Here is a 23,642-nt window from a genome sequence, read left to right as displayed (position 1 = left end):
TTTGTTAAGATGACAACAAGCGACAGTACGGATCCGGCAGTCTCGCCGGAACATATTGAACGAATTAAAAAAAATATGGAGCAGGTTGAGCAACTTTCAAAACGCCTGATGGATGTTCTGGCTCAGAAAAAATCTCACCCCCCTTCTCTGGACGGTCCGAATCAAGAGCTTTTTGCACGCGCAGCAACCGCCTATTGGGCCGAAATGGCCAAAAACCCCGCCAAGCTGTTGGAAAAACAGGTGTCTTACTGGGGGCAGGCGGTGGTGAATTTCGCCGAAGCCCAGGCGCTTCTGGCCAAATCCATGGAGGGCGACAGCCCCGAGGACGCCGATGAGGGCGCGCCCGATGACCGCCGCTTTGCCAATCCGATGTGGCAGTCCAACCCCTATTTTCACTACATCAAGAAACAATATCTCACCAATGCCGAGGCAATTCGCAACGCCGTCGCCGAGGTCGATGATCTGGAAGATGTCGACAAACGCCGCCTTGGCTATTTCGCCGATCAGATCGTGCAGATGATGGCCCCCACCAATTTTCTGGCAACCAACCCCGATGCGCTGGAAAAAGCGGTGGAGACCGAAGGTCAGTCACTGATCAAGGGGCTGGAGAATCTGGTTGCCGATCTGGAGGCCAACGACGGCGAACTGGTGGTGCGGCTGGCGGATGAGACCGCCTTTGAGATCGGTCGCAATATTGCCACCACACCCGGTGAGGTTGTATTTCGCAACGAGATGATGGAGCTGATCCAGTACCGGCCGACCACCGAAACCGTGCATGAAACCCCCATCGTGCTGTTTCCGCCGTGGATCAACAAATTCTACATCCTCGACCTCAAGGCGCAGAACAGCCTGATCAAATGGGTGACCGAACAGGGCTATACGCTGTTTGTGGTGTCCTGGGTCAACCCCGGCGAGGATCAGGCGGACCTCGGTCTGGAGGATTATATCGAGAAGGGCTATCTGACCGCGATCGAAACCGCCAAGTCGATCTGCAAGGTGAAACAGATCAATGCCGTTGGCTACTGTATCGCGGGCACCACGCTGTGCCTGACGCTCTCGTTGCTGAAACAGCGCGGCGATACCTCGATCAAATCGGCGACCTTCTTTACCGCGCTGACGGATTTCTCCGATCAGGGGGAGTTCACGCCCTTCCTGCAAAATGATTTCATCGACGGCATCGAGGAGGAGATCACAAACAACGGCCTGCTGCGCTCGTATATCATGGCGCGGACCTTCTCCTTCCTGCGCTCCAACGATCTGGTCTACGGGCCTGCGATCCGCAGCTACATGATGGGGGAGACGCCGCCGGCCTTTGATCTTCTGTACTGGAATGGTGACGGCGCGAACCTGCCGGGGCGGATGGCGATGCAATATCTGCGTGGCCTGTGTCAGCGCAATGAGTTCGTGCGCGACGGGTTCGAGCTGATGGGCCATACCCTGCATGTGCGCGACGTCACCGTGCCGGTGATGGCAATCACCTGCGAGACCGACCATATTGCCCGCTGGAAAGACTGCTACCGCGGTGTTCAGCAGATGGGCTCGCGCTCCAAGAGCTTCGTTGTGGCGCAGTCGGGTCATATTGCGGGCATCGTCAACCCGCCGACCCGCAACAAATACGGCCATTACACCAATCCCGATATGAAAGGTGACGCCGAGACCTGGAAAGAGGCGGCGAGCTTTCACGAAGGCTCCTGGTGGCCACGCTGGGAAAGCTGGCTGAAGAAACGCTCCGGCAAGCAGGTCGAGGCCCGCGAACCGGGCGATTCGCAGCATCCCCCGCTGACACCGGCCCCCGGCGACTACGTCCGGGTAAAGGCAAAGCGGTCCGCAAAGCCCTGATTTCCCGGGCATTCGCAAATTATTCTGCATCGCAGCAAGAAAAACCTTGAAATGCTGCGATGCAGAAACAATATTGGGGTCATGCGAAGGCGGCAGAACGTTCTGGCCGCGTAACCAAGAGGAACCAGTACAATGGCTAAGACCCAAGATTTTACCGCGATGATGAAAGACATGATGGGTGCATTCCCGGTTGACACAACCGCGATGGAAGATGCGTTCAAATCGACCGCAGCCCTGAACGAAAAACTGTCCCAGGTTGCCCTGCAGGCTGCCGAGAAATCCGCCGAGATTTCCAACAGCTGGGCCAAGGAAACCCTGACCAAGCTGAGCGACGTCTCCAAGGCACAGGCCGAGCCTGCTGACTATGCCAAGGCAGCAACCGATTTCGCCTCCGCCTCCGCTGAAGTGGCCGCCGAGAACATGGCCGCCTTCGCCGAAGTTGCGAAAAAGGTTCAGATGGACACCGTTGAGCTGCTGATGTCGGCTGGCAAGGACATGTCCGAAGAAGCGTCCGCCGCTGTGAAGAAGGCCACCAACGACGTGACCTCCGCTGCAAAAAAAGCCGCAGCAAAGTAAGCGCTGAGCGCATCCGCAAAGGGGTTTTGCACTCCTCCCAATGAAATCTCTTTGCACCGAAGGGGGCAGGTCACCGGACCTGCCCCTTTTTCATTGGCGCCACAGACCGCTTGGGGCCCGCCCGCGATGGCCAGCCCGCTGATATTGGATCCGACGATCATTTGTTGCGCGTTCCGGCGTAACGCTTCCCTTTTGTTCTGCGCTCGCATAGGCTTTGCTGCAATGCATCATGTCTGGGGAGAAATGACATGTCGGATCAGGATAAACCCTTGTTGATCAAACGATATGCCAGCCGACGGCTCTACAATACGGAGACCAGCGACTATGTCACGCTGGAGGATATCGCCGGTTTCATCCGCGAGGGGCGTGAGGTGCAGATCGTTGACCTCAAGACCGGGGACGACCTGACCCGCCAGTATCTCCTGCAGATCATCGCCGAACACGAAAGCCGGGGTGAGAACATTCTGCCGGTCAATGTGCTGAACGATCTGGTGCGCAGCTACATGGTGCCCGGTGGCGGGGTGATGCCGCAGTTCCTGCAAAGCTCCTTTGAGATGCTGCGCGAAAACCAGAGCAAGATGGTCGAGAATATGAACGCCATGAACCCGATTGCGCAGATGCCGGGGTTCGAGGCGATGAAGGCGCAGCAGCAGGCGTTTCTGAAGGCGATGACCGGCGGGTTCTCCGGCAACTGGCCTGGCGCTGCGAAATCATCCGGCGACAGTGACAGCGGTGAAGACGGCGACGGGCTGGACGATATCAAGCGGCAGCTGGCCGAGTTGCAGGACAAGCTCTCCAAGCTGAAGTAAGATCCGACAGCGGCACGGGTGTTGATCCTGCGACCAAAGTCGCAGGGCTGCGCGCGTGTTTTTGATCCCGCTTGCGGGGCGGCGGCGTTAGACTCGGCGCGTCCCGTCCGCGGCCGGAATGTCGCCTGCCATGGACCACATACGGCAATCGCCGCAACCCCGAGGTTCCAGATGCCCATGTCCAGTATCGCGCCCAGCATCGCGTCCAGTATCGAGCGTTTTGATGCCATCCCCGAAACCGCCCTGGCGTGGTATCGCGCGGGCCGGGCAACCGGCGGCGGGGCGGCGCTGGCCACGGTGGTCGAAACCTGGGGATCCGCGCCGCGCCGCGCCGGCGCGCAGCTGGCGGTTGCCAGCGATGGCCGGATCGAAGGGTCCGTTTCGGGGGGCTGCGTCGAAGGCGCGGTGATCCTGGCCGCGCAGGAGGCGATCGCCTCGGGGCGGCATCAGCTTCTGGAATTCGGCGTCAGCGACGGTGATGCCTTTGCGGTCGGGCTGGCCTGTGGCGGTACCATCCGCATTCTGGTTGAACCCATCGGCGGCACGCTGGCCGAGGACACGCTGGCTGATCTGGTCACCGCCCGCGCCGAACGCCGCGCGGTGTCCTATGTTGTGGATCTCGACAGTGGTGCGGGGCATCTGGAGGCGGATGGCTACACAGATCGCAAGCGCACGGACCAATCAGGGGTCGAGGCGGACGGTAAGACCTTTGTGGCGGTCCATAATCCGCCCCTGCGGCTGATCGTGGTTGGGGCGGTGCATATCGCACAGGCGCTGGTGCCGATGGCGCGCATTGCAGGTTATGATCCCGTCATCATTGACCCGCGTGCCGCCTTTGCCTCCGCCGACCGCTTTCCAGGAGAGACACTGACGGAGGATTGGCCGGATGAGGCGATGGCGCAGCTTGCGCCCGATGCCCGCACCGCCGTTGTGCTGCTCACCCACGATCCGAAGATTGACGATCCCGCGCTGGAGGCCGCCCTGCGCTCGGACTGTTTCTACATCGGCGCGCTCGGCTCGACGCGCACCCATGCCAAACGGATTGCACGGATGCAGGAGGCTGGTTTTGACGAGGCGACGCTCGCCCGTATCCACGGTCCCATCGGGCTTGATATCGGTGCCGCAGGCCCGGCGGAAATCGCCGTGTCGATCATCGCCGAGATGACGGCGGTTCTGCGGGGGCGGCGCCCATGATCTTTGGCGAGGTGCCCCTCAATGAGGCGTCGGGATGCTATCTGGCCCATTCGCTGCAGGGGGCGGAGCACCGCATTGCCAAGGGCACCAGACTGGCAGCGCAGGATCTGGCTGACCTTGCCGCCGCCGGCCACCGCGCGCTGACCGTGGCGCAGCTGGAACCGGGGGATATCCACGAAGACCGCGCCGCAGAGCGGCTGGCCGAGGCGCTGTTGCCGGATCCTGCCGCATTGGGGCTGCGCATCTCCGGTGCCGGGGCAGGGCGGGTCAACCTGCATGCGCTTGGCCCCGGTCTGATCCGGGTCGATGCCGAACGGATCAACGCGCTGAATGCGGTCGATCCGATGATCACGCTGGCCACGGTGCCCGATTTCCACCGTGCCGATCCCGGCGGCATGGTCGCCACCGCCAAGATCATCTCCTACGCCGTGCCGGATGAGGCGCTGACGGCCGCTACCCGCGATGTGAACGGGGCGATCCGCCTGATCCCGCCACAGCTGCGCCGCGCCACCCTGATCGAGACGCGCACCAGCGCGCAGACGCCCCCGGACAAGGGGCGCGCCTCGATGATCGGACGGCTCGACCGGTTCGACATGGCGATGGCGCCCCGGCAGGTGGTGCCGCACCGCGAGGCGGAGCTGGCCGCCGCGCTTGCGAGCCTTGGCGATGACAGCGATCTGATCCTGATCCTCACCGCCTCGGCCACCTCGGATCCCCTGGATGTCGCGCCCTCGGCGCTGCGCCGGGCGGGCGGAGAGATTCTGCGCTTTGGAATGCCGGTGGATCCCGGCAACCTGCTGTTTCTCGGCCAGCTGTCCGGTCGGCCGGTGCTGGGCCTGCCGGGCTGTGCGCGCTCGCCTGCGCTCAATGGGGCGGATTGGGTGCTGGAACGGCTGGTCTGCGGCATCGAGGTCAGCAGCGCCGATATCGCCGCCATGGGCGTCGGCGGCCTCTTGAAGGAAATCCCCACACGTCCCCGCCCAAGGCGCAGCGATCTCTGACCCCGACCTGCGGCTGCACCTGCGACTTTAGTCGTGGCGATGCGATTAGGGCTTCGCGCCGGCAAGCTCCCCGTGCTTAACTTCGGCCAGCGAGTTTTTGCGAGCCAAGGGAGGAGTTGATGGTGAAAGTCACAATGACCGTAAACGGTCGGACTGCCAGCGGAGAGGTCGAAGGACGCACGCTGCTGTCCAGTTTCCTGCGAGAAGATCTGGGGCTGACCGGCACCCATGTCGGCTGCGACACCAGCCAATGCGGCGCCTGTGTCGTGCATGTGGATGGCAAGGCGGTGAAATCCTGCACCATGCTGGCGGCCGAAGCCGAGGGCGCAGATGTCGCCACCATCGAAGGGCAGGCTGCCCCTGATGGCACGCTCAACGTCATTCAACAGGCGTTTCAGGACCACCACGGGCTGCAATGCGGCTTCTGCACGCCGGGCATGGTGATGTCCGCAGCCGCGCTGTTGAAGGACAATCCAAAACCCAGCGAACAGGAAATCCGCGAATACCTTGAGGGCAACCTGTGCCGCTGCACCGGCTACCACAATATCGTGAAGGCGATCATGGCGGCCTCGGGTCAGGACATCTCTGCGCTGGCGGCCGAATAACACCCGCCGCAGCTGCAAAAGGACCCACGACTGAACCACAGCATGACCAAGAGGTCTGCCTCTGCGCAGACCGTCCAGGGAGGAAATTTGGACAATGCCAAAGGATAGCGGCATCGGCGCCAGCCCGAAACGGCGCGAAGACATCAGGTTCCTGACCGGAACCGGCAATTACACGGACGACATTAATCTCAACGGCCAGGCCTATGTGCATTTCCTGCGCTCGGATGTGGCCCATGGTCGGCTGACCTCGGTCGACACCGCCGATGCAGCCGCCATGCCCGGCGTTGTGCGCATCTTCACCGGCGCGGACTTCGAAGGCGTCGGCGGGCTGCCCTGCGGCTGGCAGGTGACCGACCGCTTTGGCGAGGTGATGCAGGAACCGGCCCATCCGGTGCTGGCCCAGGGCAAGGTGCGCCATGTCGGCGATCCCATCGCCGCCGTTGTGGCCGAGACCCCGGAACAGGCGCGTGATGCCGCCGAGGCGATTGTGGTCGACATCGAAGAGCTGCCCGCCGTCATCAACATGAAAGAAGCGGTCAAGGATGGCGCCACGAAGGTGCACGATGATCTGACCTCAAACCTCTGTTATGATTGGGGATTTGTCGAGGATAACCGCGAGGCGGTCGATCAGGCGATCAAGGACGCCGCCCATGTCACCACGCTGGAGCTGGTCAACAACCGTCTGGTCGCGAACCCGATGGAGCCACGCGTGGCGGTCGGGGATTTCAACCGCGCCACCGGCGACAGCACGCTTTATACCACCTCGCAGAACCCGCATGTGATCCGTCTCCTGATGGGCGCCTTTGTGCTGGGCATCCCCGAACATAAACTGCGCGTGGTGGCCCCGGATGTGGGCGGGGGTTTTGGTTCCAAGATCTTCCACTACGCGGAAGAGGCCTTCTGCACCTTTGCTGCCAAGGCTCTGAACCGGGCGGTGAAATGGACCTCGTCCCGGTCCGAGGCGTTTATGTCCGATGCCCATGGCCGCGATCACGTGACCAAGATCGAACTGGCGCTGGACGCCGACAACAATTTCACCGCGCTGCGCACCGAGACCTACGCCAATATGGGCGCGTATCTGTCGACCTTTGCCCCCTCGGTCCCGACCTGGCTGCATGGCACGCTGATGGCTGGCAATTATAAGACGCCGCTGATCTATGTGAATGTGAAGGCGGTGTTCACCAATACCGTTGCCGTTGACGCCTATCGCGGGGCGGGTCGGCCGGAGGCGACCTATCAGCTGGAGCGCGTCATTGATAAGGCGGCGCGTGAGCTGGGGGTTGATCCGATCGCGCTGCGCCGCCAGAACTTCATCACCGAATTCCCCTATGCCACACCGGTTGCGGTGGAATATGACACCGGCGATTACCACGCCACGATGGACAAGCTGGAAGAGATCGCCGATCTCAGCGGCTTTGCCGCGCGCCGTGCCGCCAGCGAGGCCAAGGGCAAGCTGCGGGGCCTTGGGGTGAACTGCTATATCGAGGCCTGCGGCATCGCGCCCTCGAACCTTGTCGGGCAGCTTGGCGCCCGTGCAGGCCTCTATGAGAGCGCGACCGTGCGGGTCAATGCCACCGGCGGCATCGTTGTCATGACCGGTAGCCACAGCCACGGGCAGGGGCATGAGACGTCTTTCCCCCAGGTGATCGCCGAGATGATCGGCATCCCCGAGGATATGGTCGAGATCGAACATGGCGATACCGACAAGGCACCGATGGGCATGGGCACCTATGGCTCGCGTTCGCTGGCGGTGGGGGGATCTGCGATGGTCCGTGCCACCGAGAAGATCATCGCCAAGGCGAAGAAGATCGCGGCCCATATCCTTGAGGCCTCGGACGCGGATATCGAACTGAAGGACGGCCAGTTCACCGTCGCAGGCACCGATAAGTCGCTGGCCTGGGGCGATGTGACCCTTGCGGCCTATGTGCCGCATAACTACCCGCTGGAGGATATCGAGCCGGGGCTGGAGGAAACCGCGTTCTATGATCCGGCGAATTTCACCTATCCCTCGGGCGCCTATGCCTGCGAGGTGGAGGTCGATCCCGACACCGGCAAGGTCACCATCGAAAGCTTTGCCGCGGCGGATGACTTTGGCAATATCGTCAATCCGATGATCGTCGATGGTCAGGTCCATGGCGGCATTGGTCAGGGCATCGGTCAGGCGCTGCTGGAGGCCTGTGTCTATGATGACGACGGGCAGCTGCTGTCCGCCTCCTTCATGGATTACGCCATGCCACGGGCCGATGATCTGCCGTTCTACAAGGTCGATCATTCCTGCCAGACGCCCTGTACCCACAATCCGTTGGGTGTGAAGGGCTGCGGCGAGGCTGGCGCCATCGGCACCCCGCCCTCGGTGGTCAATGCGGTGGTGGATGCGCTGCAATCCGCAGGCAAGGATGTCACCCATATCGACATGCCCCTGAGCCCCGCACGGGTCTGGGCGGCGATGAACGGCTAGGGGCTCATGGGGGCGCTGCCCCCATACCCCCGGGATATTTCTAGCCAGAAGAAGGGCCTCATGCGCTCTTTGGGAAGGAAGCGAAGATGTATGAATTTGAATTCGAGAAACCCGCAACCATCGCCGATGCGGTCAAGGCGCTGGGTGCGGAGGATGCCCAGGCTCTGGGCGGCGGGCAGACGCTGATTCCGACGCTGAAGCAGCGGCTGGCGATGCCCAGCGCATTGGTGAGCCTGAGCGGGATTGCCGAGATGCGCGGTGTCTGCCCGGATGGCGATGCCATCGCCATCGGCGGCGCCACCACCCATGCCGAGGTCGAGGCGGCAACCGCCAAGAGCTATCCGGCGCTGTCGGCGCTGGCGGGCCATATCGGCGATCCGGCGGTGCGCAACCGTGGCACCATCGGTGGCTCGCTGGCCAATAACGACCCGTCCGCCTGTTATCCGGCGGCGGCCCTGGCCAGCGGCGCCACGATTGTGACCAACACCCGCGAGATTGCGGCGGATGATTATTTTCAGGGGCTGTTCACCACCGCGCTGGAGGAAGGTGAGATCATCACCAATATCCGCATGCCGGTGCCGCAGGCCGCGCATTACGAGAAATTCGTCCAGCCTGCCTCGCGCTTTGCCCTTGTGGGGGTGTTTGTGGCGCGGTTTTCTGACGGTGTGCGGGTGGCGGTCACCGGCGCCTCGGAGGAGGGCGTGTTCCGCTGGAGCGCGGCTGAGGCGGCGCTGTCGGCGAATTTCGCGCCCGCTGCGATAGAGGGGCTGAGCGTGGATGCAGAGGGCATGATCGGCGATCTGCACGGCAGCAAGGCCTATCGCGCGCATCTGGTCGGCGTGATCACCAAACGGGCGGTGACGGCTGCGGCCTGAGCCATCAGCGCGAAACGGCAAGACGGCCCCGGCGATCTGCCGGGGCCGTTTGCTATCTGGTTGCTATCTGGGCCGGTACTGACTGCCGGCGGCGATGATTATCAGGCGCGCAGGTAGCCGGACATCGTGTCGAGCAGCGTCTGGGTGCGCCCGGAGAGGTTGCGGATTTCCGAGGCGATGACGGCAAAGCCCTTGCCCTGATCGCCGATGCGTGCGGCCTCGATCGAGGCGTTGAAGGCAATCAGCTGAATATGACGGCCGACGGTTTCGGCGTTTTCGATGGCTTCGCGCATCCCGTCATCCCGGGCGCTGTCGCGGGCTTTCTGCGCGTCGAACATGTCTTTGGTCATGCCGATCAGAAAGGCGGAGACCTCCGGTTCGACCTTGTACAGCGCCTGCGCCGTGAGCGAGGGCATGTCGCGTACCCGCTTCAGCACCTCGGCATCCGATTTCGTGTTCAGCACCTCGGCAAAAGGGGTCAGCGCGTCGATGGATTTCTTCCGTTGCAGGCAGAGATCCTCGGGCAGTTCGTATTCGCTTTCGGCCAGCAGCTTGTCCAGGCCCTGGGTCAGCATCTGATAGGCGACTCTGATCCGGCTCACCGACTGGTCCAGCAGGTCTTTCATCGTGTCGGGCGCGTGCTGGGTGTCTTCGTTGGCCAGCACCACCAGCGCGAGAGAGGCGGCGCGGCAGGGCGCGATGGCCATGAAGGCACTGTTTTGGACGTCGCTGAGAGGCTTCAAGGGAGGCTCCATATTTGGCGGTGATTTTATTGTCGGCGGCGACCGAACGTCCTCTATCAGGTAAGCTGCGGGCGTAAATAAAACGTGACCATAAAATACATCTAAGCCGTGTGGCGCGAAAAAATATCATCGGTGCCAATGGTGCAAGCCATTGCCGCGACGACGAAAAAACCCCGCTCCGATTGGGGCGGGGTTCGAACGGTCGCGCGTGTGAGCACGGTTATTTCTGCGGCAGGGGGCCGATCATCATGATCATCTGACGGCCTTCCATCTTGGGCATGTTTTCGACCTTGCCCAGTTCCTTGATGTCTTCTGCAACACGCAGCAGCAGGTCGCGGCCCAGGTTCTGGTGGGCCATCTCGCGGCCACGGAAGCGCAGGGTGATCTTTACCTTGTCGCCGTTTTCCAGGAACTTGTACACGTTGCGCATCTTCACTTCGTAGTCGTGGGTGTCCGTATTGGGACGGAACTTCACCTCTTTGACTTCGATGATCTTCTGCTTCTTGCGTGCTTCGCTTTCCCGCTTCTGCTGTTCATATTTGAACTTGCCGTAATCCATGATCTTGCACACGGGCGGGGTGGCATTGGGCGAAATCTCGACCAGATCGAGACCGGCCTCTTCTGCCATCTGCATCGCCTTGGCGGGGTGGACCACGCCAACGTTTTCCCCCTCAGCGCCGATCAGGCGAATCTCAGGAGCACGGATTTTTTCGTTGATGCGCGGGCCGGTGTCGCGTTGCGGCGGCGCATTATGGGGTCTGCGGGCTATGACGTCTATCCTTCTGTCACTTCGGAAAAGTGCCCGGAAAGTAACGGTCCCGGGCCTGCGATTCAAGTCAATTGCGGGTATGACTGCGCATACCGCTGTTTTCAAGGTTTGTTTGCACAGAACAGCGTCATCAAAGGGTTAATTCTGCCTTGCGCTGATGTCGGCAGGCCGGGGTGGGCCAGACTGGCGGTGTTTGGCCGATGGCGGCGCCAGCCATTTATTCCCCTTGTAGTTTCAGGCGTCTAGCCCCAAGTGCTAAGCCATAAGCCTTGCCATGCTGCGGGGCATATGGAGAGATAAGGAGATCCATCATGAAACCGATCGTCATTGGCCTGGGTGTGGGAGCCGTCGCATTGGGCGGATATTTCTACGTCTCCTCCATGGGGACCGATCCCGAAACCGGCGCGCCTGCGACTGAAACCGTTGTGGTGACACCGGAGGCAGAACCTGCCGGTGAGACTGCCGCAGAGGTCGCTGCCGAAATCGAGAATGATGTGGCCACCGCCGCCGAAGAGGTCGAAGGCGCTGTCGACAGCTCCGTCGATGCGGCGGCAAAGGCCGTGAGCGATGCGGCCGCAGCGGTTGCCGAGGCGACCGAGGAAACCGTGAACGAGATTGCCGAAGGTGTCACCGACACTGCCAATCAGTTGCAGGACAGCACTGCGGCTGCTTTGGATGCGGCGGGTGACGAGGCAGCGGCGGCAGGTGATGCAGTTGCCGATACGGCAGCGGCGGCAGGCCAGGCGGCAGAGGATGTTGCCAATGACGCCGCAGAATCCGCCGAGGCGGCAGGCGACAGCGTGGCGGATGCCGCCTCCGATGCCACGGCTGCGGCTGAAGAGAACGGCGAAGCCGCCAGAGACGCGCTGCTGACGCCTGCGGGCTTTGACTATGACAAGGTGATCGCGATGATCGAGGACTCCTCGATGGAGGCGACACAGAAGGCGCTGCTGGTCACCACCCTGGGTCAGGCGCGTGACAATCCGGCCCTGCTGGAAGCGACGCTGAAACGCATCAAGGACGCGCTGCCGCAGTAACGCGGGCAGATGTGCCAGACGACAAAGGCCCCCGCCAAACTCTGGCGGGGGCCTTTTTTACATCAGTGCCGTCGCTGCGGATCAGTCGAGGAAGGCTTTTTCCACCACGAAATGCGCAGGCTTGGAATTGGCACCTTCTTCCAGACCATAGGTGTTTTCAAACAGGTCCTTCAGTTCGAGGTTGAACGCCAGGTTGCCACAGATCATCGCGCGGTCGCTTTCGGGGTTCAGCGGCGGCACGCCAAGATCGGCAAAGGCCTCGCCCGAGCGCATCAGATCGGTGATCCGGCCCATCTTGGGGCTCTCCTCGCGGGTGGTGGTCGGGTAGTATTTGATCTTCTTCCAGAAGCCTTCGCCAATCACCTCATTGAGCAGCTCATCGGTCTTCAGGCTTTCGATCAGCTCGGCGCCATAGGTCAGCTCCCCGACTTCGCGGCAGGTGTGGGTGATGATCACCTCATCAAATTTCTCATAGGTTTCCGGTTCGCGCAGCAGGCTGGCAAAGGGCGCGAAACCGGTGCCGGTGGCAAAGAACCAGATGCGTTTGCCGGGGACCAGCGCGTCATGCACCAGCGTGCCGACGGGTTTGGGGCGCAGGATAATCTCATCGCCCACCTTGATGTGCTGCAAACGCGAGGTCAGCGGGCCGTCCTGCACCTTGATCGAGTAGAATTCCATTTCCTCGTCCCAGCTGGGCGAGGCGATGGAATAGGCGCGCAGCAGCGGTTTCACCTTACCGGTCTTGGGGTCGGGATCGTTCATCAGACCGATCATCACAAACTCGCCCGAGCGGAACCGCAGGGAGGCAGGCCGGGTCACCCGGAAGGAAAACAGTCGATCCGTCCAGTGCTTGACCTCGGTCACGGTCTGGGCGTCGGGCAGGGCCGGTACGGCTTTGGCCGGTTTCGGATCGTTGGCAATGTCGGTCACAGCTTCGGTCACAGCTTCAGTCACGGGGGTCATCTCGTTCATCGGTTGCTCTGCCGGAGGAGTAGCCGGCACCTCTGATTAGTCTTTGATACAGGTCAGGAAAACCCCCTGTTTTGCGAAACCGGCTCCGCGCAGGGCGCAAGGGAGCCGGGCCGACAGCGGGTCGTCCCATGAAGCGGAAGGGGGCTGGCTTAGCGCGCGGCGGTGCCGCGCAGGCGGGCCTGATAGTCATGCGCCTGCCAGTTGGCACGGTCGAGCCACTGGTCCTCGGGCTGGCGGGTGGCCAGATCGTCGCTGATCTCCACCTCGTCAAACCCGGAGCGCCGCGCCATCGCATATTGATCGGCCAGCACATGGCCATAGGCGCGCAGACGGCCGGTGTAGCCTGCCAGCCGCAGGCGCCGGGCAAGGGTAAAGCCCCGGCCATCGGCAAAGCTGGGGAAATGAATACGGATCATCTCCAGCCCTGGCAGCTGGTTGGACAGCGCCGAAGGGTCGGCATCAGGCTGCATCTCAATGGCGGTGTCGCTGTCAAAGCCCGCTGTCCAGCTGTCGGGGCCAAAGCCCGTATCGGTCACAATCACGCTCATCTATCAGGCTCCTGTGCGAATGAATTTGCCATCCACCACGTGGATGCCGCATTCTTCCTTGTCTTGGTTGCGCCAGCGCCCGGCCCGCGGATCTTCGCCTTCCTTGACGGGCGAGGTGCAGGGGGCGCAGCCGATTGAGGGGTAGCCCTTGGCCACCAGCGGGTGACGGGGCAATCTGTTTTCATCCATATAGGCGCGCACATCCTGCGGCGCCCAATGGGCGAGGGGGTTGATCTTCAGCCGACCGGTGGGGCCGGTGGCGGCCTCTTCCACCTCGAAGAACTCCAGCGCCGCACGGGTGCCTGCCTGGAACCGCTTGCGCCCGGTGATCCAGCCGTCAAACCCCGCCAGCGCCTTTTGCAGCGGTGCCGTCTTGCGCAGGGCGCAGCAGGCGTCGGTATCCGAGAACCGCAGCGCGCCATAGGGGTCTTTTTCGGCGATATCAGCGGCGCGGATCACCTGCACATTGCGCAGGCCCAGCCGCTCGCTCACCTCCTGCTGGTAGACCAGCGTTTCGGTGAACAACAATTCAGTATCGACAAAGACCACCGGCGTCATCGGGTCGATCACCGCCGCCATATGCAGCAGCACGACCGATTCCGCGCCAAAGCTGGAGACCAGCGCGATATGGCCCGCATCCTTCAGCGCGCCTTCCATAACCGCGGTGGCAGAATGGTGGCGAAAGCGCGCATTGAGCGCATCCACCTTTGTTGCCAGTGCCAGTTGATGCGCACTGCTGGGGCCTTGGTGTGTGTCAGTCGGTAGTGCCGCTGCATTGACCATGGTGCTAAGCAACCTTTTTCTGGGCCTCGGGGTAAAGCGCGGCCTTGAACGGATCCATGCCGACGCGACGATAGGTCTGGAGGAAGGTTTCCTCGGCGCTGTCGCGCAGAGAGAGATAGGCGGTGATCAGCCGTTCCACCGCAGGCACGATTTCATCATAGGCAAAACCGGGGCCGGTGCGGGTGCCAATGGCGGCGGTTTCTGTCGCGTCGCCACCAAGGGTGATCTGGTAGTTCTCCACCCCGGCGCGGTCGAGGCCAAGAATGCCGATGTGGCCGACATGGTGGTGACCACAGGCGTTGATGCAGCCCGAAATCTTGATCTGGAGATGACCCACCTCATGTTCCAGCTTCAGCTCTTCAAACCGGGTGGCAATCTCCTGCGCCACCGGGATCGAGCGGGCAGTGGCCAGCGCGCAGTAATCCATGCCGGGGCAGGCGATGATATCGGAGATCAGCCCGACATTGGCGGTGGCCAGCCCGTGGTCCTTCAGCGCGGCGTGCAGGGCCGGCAGGTCCGATTTATGCACATGCGGCAGGATCACGTTCTGCTCATGGCTGATGCGCAGCTCGTTATAGCCGAACCGCTCTGCCAGATCCGCCATTGCCCGCATCTGCGCGGCGGTGGCGTCACCGGGGGTCTGGCCATGCGCCTTGATCGAGATGGTGACGATGGCGTGGTTGTCATCGCGGTGATCGGCCAGATTGGTATCCGCCCAGGAGCGGAACACCGGATCGGCATCATAGGCGGCCAGATAGGTCTCCAGATTGCCGCCGCGCAGTTTGGGCGGGGTGAAATGGGCCTTGATCTCCTCCAGCAGCACTTGATCGGTGCCGTCAAACGTCTTGCGACGCTCTTCAAACCGCTCCTCCACCATCTCGCGGATGGTGTCGATGCCGTTTTCCAGCACGGTGATCTTGATGCGGGCCTTGTATTTGTTGTCGCGCCGACCCAGCAGGTTGTAGACCGCCAGCACGGATTCCAGATAGGGCAGCAGATCGGCCTGCGGCAGGTAATCGCGGATCACCTTGCCAATCAGCGGCGTACGGCCAAGGCCGCCGCCCACGATCACCTCAAACCCGGCAACGCCGTCGCGTTCGACCATGCGCAGACCGATGTCATGCGCGCGGGTCACGGCGCGGTCGTTGGAGCTGCCGGTGATGGCGATCTTGAACTTGCGGCCCAGGAACTGGAATTCCGGGTGATCGGTGGACCACTGGCGGATCAGCTCGGCATAGGGGCGCGGGTCGGTCAGCTCATCCTTGGCGGCGGCGGCGAAATGATCCGAGGTCACATTGCGGATGGTATTGCCGGAGGTCTGGATCGCGTGCAGGCCAACCTCGGCCAGCGCGTCCAGCATATCGGGCACATCGCGCAGCTTAGGCCAGTTGTACTGGATGTTCTGACGGGTGGTGAAATGGCCATAGCCCTTGTCCCACTTCTCCGCCAGCAGCGCGAGGGTGCGCATCTGGTCAGAGTTCAGCGTGCCATAGGGGATCGCCACCCGCAGCATATAGGCGTGCAATTGCAGATAGAGACCATTCATCAGGCGCAGCGGCTTGAACTCATCCTCGGTGAGAGAGCCGTCAATGCGGCGCTCCACCTGGGCGCGGAACTGGGCGTTGCGTTCGGCGAGGAACGCGGTGTCGAAATCGTTGTACTTATACATTTGCTGCGGCCTCCTGCTTACCGTGGCGATAGTTGGATGGGCCGGTGCGGCGGAAATCTTCACGGAAATGGGTGGGTTCGGGGCCGTCAGCCCCCGCTTTTGCATCGGTCAGGTAGATGCCCACCACATGCTGCGCGTCTTTCTCCGCTTCGAGCAGGCGCAGCTGGGCTTCGGCCTCATCTTCGATCAGCTCGGCCTCTTTCAGCTCGCGGCTCCAGCCGTTGGTGTCGGTGAAATAGATCACGTCGCCCTCAAGCAGATCGTTGGCGGTGATGATTTTCGGGGTAAAGGGGCGGGGCATCAGGCAAGCTCCATTTTCAAATCTGTCAGGGCCTGGGCGCTGGCGCGCGGGGCAAGGCCGAGGAATGTCAGCGCCGGGCCGGTCAGTTCGGCGGCGGCAAGATCGGTGGGCAGGCGGTCCAGCGTGGTTTCGATCACCCGCTGATTGGCGCGCGAGGCATTTTCGACAATGGTCATCGGCGTGGCGCGGTCGGCACCGTGCATGATCAGGCGGCCCTGCACGAAACGCGCGGATTTCTTGCCCATGTAGATGGCGGCAACCTCACCCGGACGGGCGAGAGCGGCCCAGTCGTGATCGGCAAAGCCCTTCATGTCGTGGCCGGTCAGAAACCGCACCGAGGCATTGCGCCCGCGCTGCGTCAGGCTCTGGCCGATGGAGGCCACGGCCGCGGAGGCGGCGGTAATACCCGGCAGGATCTGATAGGCGACACCGGCCGCCTCGCAGGCGGTGAGTTCTTCATCGAGACGACCATAGACGGTGGGATCGCCGGATTTCAGGCGCAGCACCTTCTTGCCCGCGCGGGCATGGGCCACCATGCGGGCGCAGATCTCCTCCTGGCTTACCTGCGGGCCGAATCCTTCCTTGCCGACGTCTTCCAGCTGGGCCTGCGGACCTGCAAGGGCCATGATCTCGGCGCTGACCAGACGGTCAAAGAGGATCACATCCGCCTGCAACAGCGCGCGCGCCACCTTCAGCGTCAGGAGGTCAGGATCGCCGGGGCCGGAGCCGGCAAAGGCGACCTCGCCAGCCACCAGCGACGTCGCGGCGACGGAGCCACAGGCCTGCGCGGGCTTCGGCAGCGGCGCAGGGGGCGTTCTGGTGTCTGGACCGGTCATCTGGGGCCTCGTCTGGTTTGTTTGACTTACCCCTGAATATAGGAAATATTCCCCCTTATCCGCTATATGGCGCGGCAAATAAGGAAGATTGTTCCAGCTGGCGGCAGATGCAGGCGGGTTGATCCCCAAACAAGGAGAAAACAGGAATGACAGTGCGGATCGACGGCACGGACCGGAAAATTCTGGCGGAGCTGCAACGCGATGCGGGCCAGTCGCTGGATGAAATCGCCCGCCGTGTGGGCAGTTCCAAGACGCCGGTGTGGAATCGCATTCGCAAGCTGCGCGAGGCGGGCGTCATCGGGCGGCAGACCATGGTGCTGGATGCCGAGGCGCTGGGGTTTGAGGCCTGTTTCTTTGTGCTGATCCGCACCTCGGCCCATGAGGCGGAGTGGCAGGCGAAGTTCCTGAAGGCGTTGCAGGATCGACCGGAGGTGCAGGAGGCGCACCGGCTGGCGGGGGATATCGACTATATCCTGAAGGTGCGGGTGAAGAACGCCCGTGCCTATGACAACTTCTATCAGGCGCTGATTTCCGAGGTGCGGGTGCATAATGTCACGGCCCTGCTGTCGATGGAGGAGATCAAATCCACCACCCTGCTGCCGCTAGAAGCCATCGCAGAAGAATAGCGCGCGGTCGTCAGATGGTGGCAAAGGAAAGGGGGCGCTGCCCCCTTTTTTGTGACCCACGCCTGCGGCGCAGGTCCCATCCCCCGGAGTATTTCTGGAAAGATGACGGGGCGGCGGGGCAGCCAGTCTGGACGCTGGGCTTGCGCAGCGGGGGCGCTCCGGCAATGGTGAGGCATTTGCAGTTGAGTTGACTTGATCATGGCCATTTCCCCATCCTCTGCGGCACCTGTGGGTGCGGTGACGGCGCGCCTGCTGTTTCTGCTGCTGTTGTTCTGCGGCACGATCTGCACCGCCATGATTGTGCCCTTCATGAGCTATTTTCTGGTCAGGGGGTTGGGGTATGAGCCCTGGATCATCAGTGTTTATGCCGGGATGGCGATCAGCCTGACCCTGGTGGCCAACCGGCAGTTTGCCCGCCGCATCGATGCCGGCGCGCGGGTGTTTCCGTTGGTTGGACTGGCCGCGGCGGGGTTTGTGTTTGCGGCCGGAGCGCTGGCGCTGCTGCCCGCGCTCTGGGTGGTGCTGACGGCGGGTGTTATAGGGTTCGGGATCAGTTCCAGCGCGGTGTCGACCATGTTCAGCCTGGGCGGCAGTCTGGCCGAACGTCACAAGGTGGAGCGGGTGCGGTTCAATGCGCATATGCGGGCCACGACTTCAACGGCCTGGATGATCGGCCCGGCTGTCACGTTTCTGATTGCGGATGGGATTGGTCTTCGGGCGGTGTTTGTGATGGCCGTTGCGGTGTCGATGGTCTGGATCTCTTTGTGGTGGTTTACGCTGCCCCGTGACATCACCGCGATGCCGGGCCGTGCGCCCGCGCAGGACAGCGCTGGCCAGACCGCAGTGGCGCCGCAGGGTTTGTGGTTGGCGGCCGGCTTTGTGTTCTGCCTGTCGAGCGCGCATTCGCTGACGTTTTCCGCCTTGCCGATCTTTTACGTGGAAGAGGTGGGGCTGCCCGGCTATGCGCCGGGGTTTGCCTTTAGCATCAAGACCTTTGTCGAGGTGATTGCGATCTTTGCCACCCCTTGGGTGATTGCGCGCATCGGCATGTGGCGGGCGCTGCTGGTGGTCACCGGGCTGGCGGTTGTGACGATCCAGCTGCTGGCGGCGGTGCAGAGCTTTCCGCAGATGCTGGCGGGGGCGGCGTTGGAGGGGCTGTATTACGGGTTCTATGCCAGCCTTGGCATCAGCTATGTACAATCCTTTGCGCCTGACACACCCGCCCGCGCGACGGCGATCTACTGGAATACACTGATGGTGAGCGGGGTGATGGCGGGCCCGGCGGTCGGGCTGATTGCGCAGGCCTATGATTTTCAGACCGTGATCCGCTGTGCGTCGGCTGTGGCTGTTGTGGCTGCTGCGGTGCTGATCTTTGGACGGCCGCGAAGCCCAGCCTGAGGCGGGCGGTGGTGTTGTGGCAGGCCGCGCCGGCCCGCCACGTTGGGGATCAGACCTGAACCATCAGGCCTGTCAGCCCGTGGAAATGGTAGGTGTTGTTATACTCCGGCGCGGCGGCCAGTTTCAGGTCGGGGCAACGCTCGAACAGGATCGGCAGGGCGATCTGCATCTCCATCCGCGCCAGCGGCGCACCGACGCAGAAATGCAGCCCTGCGCCAAAGGAGGTGTTCACCTTCGCCGGGCGCGTGGGATCGAAGCGCTCGGGATCCTCCAGCATTTCGGGGTCGCGGTTGGCCGCCGCCAGCAGCAGCGCCACCTCATCGCCGCGCTGGAAGCTATGGCCGAACATCTCGACCTCTTCATAGGCGTAGCGGGTGAACATATGCAGCGGCGGGTCATAGCGCAGGATTTCCTCAACCAGACCGTCGATGCCGTCGGGGGCAAGCCAGCTTTTGTCCCAGCCCTGTTGCAGCATGGTTTTCACGCCATTGCCCAGCGAATGCACAGTGGCCTCATGGCCTGCGTTCAGCAACAGGATGCAGGTGCCGATCAGCTCATCGGTGGAGAGGCTTTCGCCGTCTTCCTCGGCCTGAATGAGGCGGGTGATCAGATCCTCGCCCGGGGTCTTGCGGCGTTCGTCCACATAGGCGGTGAGGAAGTCGATGAATTCCTGGCTGGCCTTCGCGGCGGCATGTTCGGTCTCAACCGTCTTGGAGGCCTGATACATGGCGACCATCTTGTGCGACCAGTCCAGGAGCTGCGGCGCCATATCCTCGGGCACGCCCAGCAGGCGGCAGATCGCGATCACCGGGACCTGAGTGCAATAGGTGGACAGGAGGTCAAAGGGCGCGTCCTGAGGGAAGGCGTCGATCAGCTCGTGGCAGAGGGTTTCGAGACCGGGCGCCAGCGCCTTGATCTCGCGGCTGGTGAAGGCGCGCAAGACAAGGCGACGCAGGCGGGTGTGGCGGGGTGGCTCTGCATCCAGGAGCGAATGCGCCTCGACCTGCAGGAAGGGGGCGAGATGGGCGGGGCTTTCGCGCGCCATCTCCGGCGGGATTTCGCGGCCAAAGCGGCGGTCGCGCAGCAGGGTATGAACAGCCGGGTGCGAGAAGGCCGCAACCATCTTGTAGTCCTGCCAGTAATGCAGATGTCCGTTCGCGCGGGCCTCGGCGTAAAAACCGTAGGGGGATTGGACAAAATCGGGGTCGGTGGGGGATTGGGTCAATGTCTTCATCTGCGCAGCTTTTGCCAAGGCGGCTGGTCAATGCAAGGGGGGCTTTGCTACTGTGCGGCCAATGACGCAGTTTCACGCACATCGCTGGATCATTCTGGCGCTTCTTCTGGGGGCGGTGACGGCTGTGGCAACGGGTGTCTACCGGCTGGGCTATCGCCAAGCGCTTGATTCGCTTGCCGAACGCAGTGCAGCGGATCTGGCGCTGGCCTCGGACCGGGTGACCACGCAATTGCAGGTCTATCAGGAGCTTGCCGTGCTGATGGCTGATCACCCGACGCTGAAGCGGCTGGACCGCGCCGAGGCACGGGCGGCGGCGCAGGGGCTGCTGCGCGAGGTGGCGGACAAGACGGCGGCGCTGGATGTGTTCTTTGTCGACCGGGCGGGGCGGGTGGTGGTCGCTGCTGAGGGTGTGATGGGGCGCGATGTGACTCAGAGCCGCTACTTCCACCGTGCGATGCAGGGGGCGCTGGGCACCGGATATGATGTGCTGCAACCGGATGGGCGGCGGGCCTATGTCTATGCGGCCCCTGATTTCGACGGCGATGGCCGGGTGCGCGGCGCCTTGGTGGTGGTGGCTGATGTCGAGGATGTTGAGCAGACCTGGCGTGGCTCGCTCCCGGCGGTGTTTTTCACCAACCGGGGCGGTGAGGTGTTCATTGCCAACCGGCGGGAGCTGTTGTTCTGGCAGCGCAGCACCGACGGGCCGGGGTTGTCGCCGCCCGATGGGCGACAGGTGGCGCTTCGGTCCTGGCTCGAAGGGCCGCATGAGATCTGGGATCTGCGCTGGTCGCCCTATCTGCCGGAGCGGGCGCTGCATCAGGCGGTGAACCTGCCGCAGATCGGCATGGTGGGGGAGATCCTGGTGGATGTGGCCCCGGCGCAGCGTCTGGCAGGATTGCAGGCGGCGGCGATGGCGGCGATCGTGCTGGCGCTGGGCACGATGCTGGCGCTTGCGCTGGAACGGCGGCGCACACTGGCGGAGGCCAATGCGGCGCTGGAAAGCCGGGTCGAGGCGCGCACGCGGGCGCTGTCGGCCACCAATATGCGGCTGACCCGCGAGGTGCAGGAACGTCAGGAGGCGGAGGCGGCGCTGAAACGCGCGCAGGAGGAGCTGGTGCAGGCGGGCAAGCTGTCGGCGCTGGGGCAGATGTCGGCGGGGATCAGCCATGAGCTGAACCAGCCGCTGATGGCGATCCAGCAATATGCCGAGAACGGCGAGGCTTTTGTGGCGCGCGGCAAGCCGGAACGGGCGGGCGAGAACCTGGGCCGGATTGCGCAGATGGCCGGTCGGATGGCGCGGATCATCAAGAACCTGCGTGCCTTTGCCCGCAACGAAAACGAACCGATGGGCCGGGTGGATCTGGTGCAGGTGATCAATACCGCCGCCGAGCTGACGGAGCAGCGGCTGCGGCAGGACGGGGTGGCGCTGGTCTGGCAGCCGCCTGCGGAGCCGGTCTTTGCCTGGGGCGGCGAGGTGCGGTTGTCGCAGGTGTTTGTGAACCTGATCAACAATGCCGCCGATGCGATGCTGGATCAGGAGCGCCGCGAGATCAGGATGGCGATTGAAACCCGCGGCGGGGATGCTGCCGCGCGGCTGGCGGTGACGGTGCGCGATATCGGTCCGGGGCTGAAGGAACCCGAGAAGATCTTTGAGCCATTTTATTCCACCAAGGCGGTTGGCAGCGCCGATGGCATGGGGCTGGGTCTGTCGATCTCTTACGGGCTGGTGCAGAGCTTTGGCGGCGATATCCGGGGCGTCAACACCGGCGATGGCGCCGAATTCACGGTGGAGCTGGACCGCTGGCGGGCGCAGGCAGGTGCCGAGCCGCAACAACAGGATGAGGTGGCATGACCAATCGTGTCTTGGTGGTGGACGATGATGCGGCGGTGCGGGCGGCGCTTGGCCAGACGCTGGAGCTGGCGGAGTGTGACGCGATCACGGTGGGATCCTTTGTGGCGGCCAAGGATCTGATCACGCCCGATTTTGACGGGGTGATCCTGTCGGATATGCGGATGCCGGGACGCGACGGGTTTCACCTGTTGCGCTATGTGCGCGAGGTGGACAGTGATCTGCCGGTGATCCTGCTGACCGGCGAAGGTGACATCCCGATGGCGGTGCAGGCGATGGCGGAGGGGGCGTTTGATTTCCTCGAAAAACCCTGCGCCACTGCGGATCTGATGACGGTGGTGCGTCGGGCGCTGAAGACGCGGGCATTGGTGCGGGAGAACCGCGCACTGAAGTCGCGGCTGGAAAGCGGCGATGCGGCGGCGCGGATGATCTTTGGCACCTCGGCGCAGGTGGCGGAGCTGCGCGCCCGTGCCCGCGCGGTGGCGGCCACCGGGGCCGAGGTGCTGGTGACCGGTGCACCGGGTGGCGGGATCTCCAAGGTGGCGGAGGTCATTCACCTGATGTCGCCGCGTGGTCAGGGCGCGTTTGTGAAACGCCCGGCGGCGGGGCTGACCCCTGATGGGTTTGCGGATCTGTGCCGCGAGGCGGCGGGCGGATCGCTTTACCTGGATGAAATCGCCGCCCTGCCGAAAGAGACGCAATATGCCATGCTGGAGGCGCTGGAACAGGGGGTGGAGGCGCGGGTTCTGGTTGGGACCGTCGCGGATCTGGCCGAGGAGGTGACGCGTGGCGGATTTCTGGCGGATCTGTTCTATCGGCTGGACGTGATGCGGGTGCGCATTCCGGCGCTGTCGGAGCGGCCCGAGGATATCCCGGTGCTGTTCAGCCATTACGTGGCGCAGGCGGCAGAGCAGGCGGGCATTGCCGTGCCGGATATTCCACCGGACCATCTGGCGGCGCTGATGGCGCAGGATTGGCCGGGCAATGCGCGATCGCTGATGTCGGCGGCCATGCGTTTTGTCCTCGGCATGCCGGAGGAGGCAGCGCAATCGGCGGAACTGGGGCTGGCCGAGCAGCTGGCGCAGGTGGAGCGGTCCTTGCTCATAGCAGCGCTGGGCCGACAGAACGGCCATGCCTCTGCCGCGGCCAAAGCCCTGAAGCTGCCGCGCAAGACGTTTTATGACAAGCTGGCGCGCTATGGCATCCGGCCTGAGGACTATCGCCGCTGAGCGCGGTCTGCTGTGTCTTTCGCTGTTTCTCGCCATGCCTGATCGGGCGGCGAGGGCAGTGAATGGCGGCGCCGCCGGATGGCCCCTTGGGGCGCATGGGCGGAGGGGGATGGGCGCGGGTGTCAGCCGGGGCCCATGTCCGTCAACCATGGCTGTCTGGACGCCTGCACCCTGCATGCTGCGGGGCGCGGGCCGGTCTCCTGCCGGGGCATGTGCCAGATGCCCCGGATCGGTGGACCGTGTGTCAGACGGCCCGGATGTCGCGACCGGCCCAATGTGACAGCTGCGGGT

General features: G+C 63.1%; 22 protein-coding genes. 13 read left to right on the top strand and 9 right to left on the bottom strand.

Translation table 11 applies throughout. The features are described from left to right. The first annotated feature begins 9 nt into the window (after positions 1-9). The 8 genes from phaC to VWZ87_RS03295 all read left to right on the top strand — a co-directional run bounded on the left by phaC (position 10) and on the right by VWZ87_RS03295 (position 9,357). Positions 10-1,839, top strand: a complete 1,830-nt coding sequence (phaC, locus tag VWZ87_RS03330) for a class I poly(R)-hydroxyalkanoic acid synthase (protein ID WP_416535188.1) — start codon at positions 10-12, stop codon at positions 1,837-1,839. Between the two features lie 132 nt (positions 1,840-1,971). Further along, entirely contained in the window at positions 1,972-2,415 is a 444-nt protein-coding gene (locus tag VWZ87_RS03325; protein WP_340545976.1) for a phasin, PhaP, read from the top strand. Between the two features lie 248 nt (positions 2,416-2,663). Next, positions 2,664-3,224 carry a polyhydroxyalkanoate synthesis repressor PhaR gene (phaR, locus tag VWZ87_RS03320; RefSeq protein WP_340545975.1) on the top strand — a complete coding sequence of 187 codons (561 nt, stop codon included), beginning with the start codon at positions 2,664-2,666 and terminating at the stop codon, positions 3,222-3,224. Between the two features lie 171 nt (positions 3,225-3,395). Further along, positions 3,396-4,418 carry an XdhC family protein gene (locus VWZ87_RS03315; RefSeq protein WP_416557726.1) on the top strand — a complete coding sequence of 341 codons (1,023 nt, stop codon included), beginning with the start codon at positions 3,396-3,398 and terminating at the stop codon, positions 4,416-4,418. After that, positions 4,415-5,419: a molybdopterin-binding protein gene (locus VWZ87_RS03310; RefSeq protein ID WP_416535186.1), complete on the top strand. Its 1,005-nt coding sequence runs from the start codon at positions 4,415-4,417 to the stop codon at positions 5,417-5,419. The genes VWZ87_RS03315 and VWZ87_RS03310 overlap by 4 nt, the downstream gene beginning before the upstream one ends. Before the next feature lie 119 nt (positions 5,420-5,538). After that, positions 5,539-6,024, top strand: coding sequence for a (2Fe-2S)-binding protein (locus VWZ87_RS03305; protein ID WP_340545972.1), 486 nt, complete (start codon positions 5,539-5,541; stop codon positions 6,022-6,024). 94 nt (positions 6,025-6,118) lie between these two features. Beyond that, positions 6,119-8,482 carry a xanthine dehydrogenase family protein molybdopterin-binding subunit gene (locus tag VWZ87_RS03300; RefSeq protein WP_340545971.1) on the top strand — a complete coding sequence of 788 codons (2,364 nt, stop codon included), beginning with the start codon at positions 6,119-6,121 and terminating at the stop codon, positions 8,480-8,482. Positions 8,483-8,568: 86 nt separating this feature from the next. Then, the gene (locus VWZ87_RS03295) at positions 8,569-9,357 is read left to right on the top strand and encodes an FAD binding domain-containing protein (protein WP_416535185.1); all 789 of its coding nucleotides are present in this window, start codon (positions 8,569-8,571) and stop codon (positions 9,355-9,357) included. A 101-nt stretch (positions 9,358-9,458) separates the two neighbouring features. Here VWZ87_RS03295 and VWZ87_RS03290 read toward each other — a convergent pair whose 3' ends face one another. Together VWZ87_RS03290 and infC are read right to left on the bottom strand one after the other, a co-directional pair. Beyond that, the gene (locus tag VWZ87_RS03290) at positions 9,459-10,100 is read right to left on the bottom strand and encodes a methyl-accepting chemotaxis protein (RefSeq protein WP_416535184.1); all 642 of its coding nucleotides are present in this window, start codon (positions 10,098-10,100) and stop codon (positions 9,459-9,461) included. Between the two features lie 220 nt (positions 10,101-10,320). Next, positions 10,321-10,869, bottom strand: coding sequence for a translation initiation factor IF-3 (gene infC, locus VWZ87_RS03285; protein WP_374015615.1), 549 nt, complete (start codon positions 10,867-10,869; stop codon positions 10,321-10,323). Positions 10,870-11,180: 311 nt separating this feature from the next. On the opposite strand from infC, the gene VWZ87_RS03280 reads away from it, so the two are divergent. Further along, positions 11,181-11,906, top strand: a complete 726-nt coding sequence (locus VWZ87_RS03280; RefSeq protein ID WP_416535183.1) for a hypothetical protein — start codon at positions 11,181-11,183, stop codon at positions 11,904-11,906. An 81-nt stretch (positions 11,907-11,987) separates the two neighbouring features. Here VWZ87_RS03280 and VWZ87_RS03275 read toward each other — a convergent pair whose 3' ends face one another. The 6 genes from VWZ87_RS03275 to cobA form a co-directional block, all read right to left on the bottom strand. Continuing rightward, the gene (locus VWZ87_RS03275) at positions 11,988-12,878 is read right to left on the bottom strand and encodes a ferredoxin--NADP reductase (RefSeq protein ID WP_416535182.1); all 891 of its coding nucleotides are present in this window, start codon (positions 12,876-12,878) and stop codon (positions 11,988-11,990) included. Between the two features lie 149 nt (positions 12,879-13,027). Beyond that, the gene (locus VWZ87_RS03270; protein ID WP_340545965.1) at positions 13,028-13,426 is read right to left on the bottom strand and encodes a DUF934 domain-containing protein; all 399 of its coding nucleotides are present in this window, start codon (positions 13,424-13,426) and stop codon (positions 13,028-13,030) included. A 3-nt stretch (positions 13,427-13,429) separates the two neighbouring features. Further along, positions 13,430-14,209, bottom strand: a complete 780-nt coding sequence (locus VWZ87_RS03265; protein ID WP_340545964.1) for a phosphoadenylyl-sulfate reductase — start codon at positions 14,207-14,209, stop codon at positions 13,430-13,432. A gap of 4 nt (positions 14,210-14,213) precedes the next feature. After that, positions 14,214-15,878 (bottom strand): nitrite/sulfite reductase, encoded by a 1,665-nt coding sequence (locus VWZ87_RS03260; protein ID WP_416535181.1) that lies wholly within the window; start codon positions 15,876-15,878, stop codon positions 14,214-14,216. Continuing rightward, entirely contained in the window at positions 15,871-16,179 is a 309-nt protein-coding gene (locus tag VWZ87_RS03255) for a DUF2849 domain-containing protein (RefSeq protein ID WP_260081637.1), read from the bottom strand. The genes VWZ87_RS03260 and VWZ87_RS03255 overlap by 8 nt, the downstream gene beginning before the upstream one ends. Then, positions 16,179-17,015 carry a uroporphyrinogen-III C-methyltransferase gene (cobA, locus tag VWZ87_RS03250; RefSeq protein WP_340545962.1) on the bottom strand — a complete coding sequence of 279 codons (837 nt, stop codon included), beginning with the start codon at positions 17,013-17,015 and terminating at the stop codon, positions 16,179-16,181. Before cobA ends, VWZ87_RS03255 begins: the two co-directional genes overlap by 1 nt. A 146-nt stretch (positions 17,016-17,161) precedes the next feature. Here cobA and VWZ87_RS03245 point away from each other — a divergent pair, with 146 nt between their 5' ends. Both VWZ87_RS03245 and VWZ87_RS03240 read left to right on the top strand, forming a co-directional pair. Further along, positions 17,162-17,641, top strand: a complete 480-nt coding sequence (locus tag VWZ87_RS03245; RefSeq protein ID WP_340545961.1) for an Lrp/AsnC family transcriptional regulator — start codon at positions 17,162-17,164, stop codon at positions 17,639-17,641. 198 nt (positions 17,642-17,839) lie between these two features. Next, a complete protein-coding gene (locus tag VWZ87_RS03240) occupies positions 17,840-19,039 on the top strand; it encodes an MFS transporter (protein ID WP_416535180.1) in 1,200 nt (399 codons plus the stop codon). A 49-nt stretch (positions 19,040-19,088) separates the two neighbouring features. On the opposite strand, the gene VWZ87_RS03235 is transcribed toward VWZ87_RS03240, so the two are convergent. Then, a complete protein-coding gene (locus tag VWZ87_RS03235; RefSeq protein WP_416535179.1) occupies positions 19,089-20,273 on the bottom strand; it encodes a cytochrome P450 in 1,185 nt (394 codons plus the stop codon). Between the two features lie 61 nt (positions 20,274-20,334). Here VWZ87_RS03235 and VWZ87_RS03230 point away from each other — a divergent pair, with 61 nt between their 5' ends. Together VWZ87_RS03230 and VWZ87_RS03225 are read left to right on the top strand one after the other, a co-directional pair. Further along, on the top strand, positions 20,335-22,125 hold the full coding sequence (locus tag VWZ87_RS03230) for a sensor histidine kinase (RefSeq protein ID WP_416535178.1): 1,791 nt from the start codon (positions 20,335-20,337) through the stop codon (positions 22,123-22,125). Then, complete coding sequence (locus tag VWZ87_RS03225) at positions 22,122-23,351, top strand: sigma-54-dependent transcriptional regulator (protein ID WP_416535177.1); 1,230 nt, start codon at positions 22,122-22,124, stop codon at positions 23,349-23,351. Before VWZ87_RS03230 ends, VWZ87_RS03225 begins: the two co-directional genes overlap by 4 nt. Positions 23,352-23,642 lie beyond the last annotated feature (291 nt).

It is taken from the genome of Phaeobacter sp. JH20_37, assembly GCF_048056015.1.
Classification (GTDB): Bacteria; Pseudomonadota; Alphaproteobacteria; order Rhodobacterales; family Rhodobacteraceae; genus Phaeobacter; species Phaeobacter bryozoorum.
The sequence above is the reverse complement of the archived record's forward strand: the minus strand, read 5'-3'. Positions and strand labels throughout refer to the sequence as shown.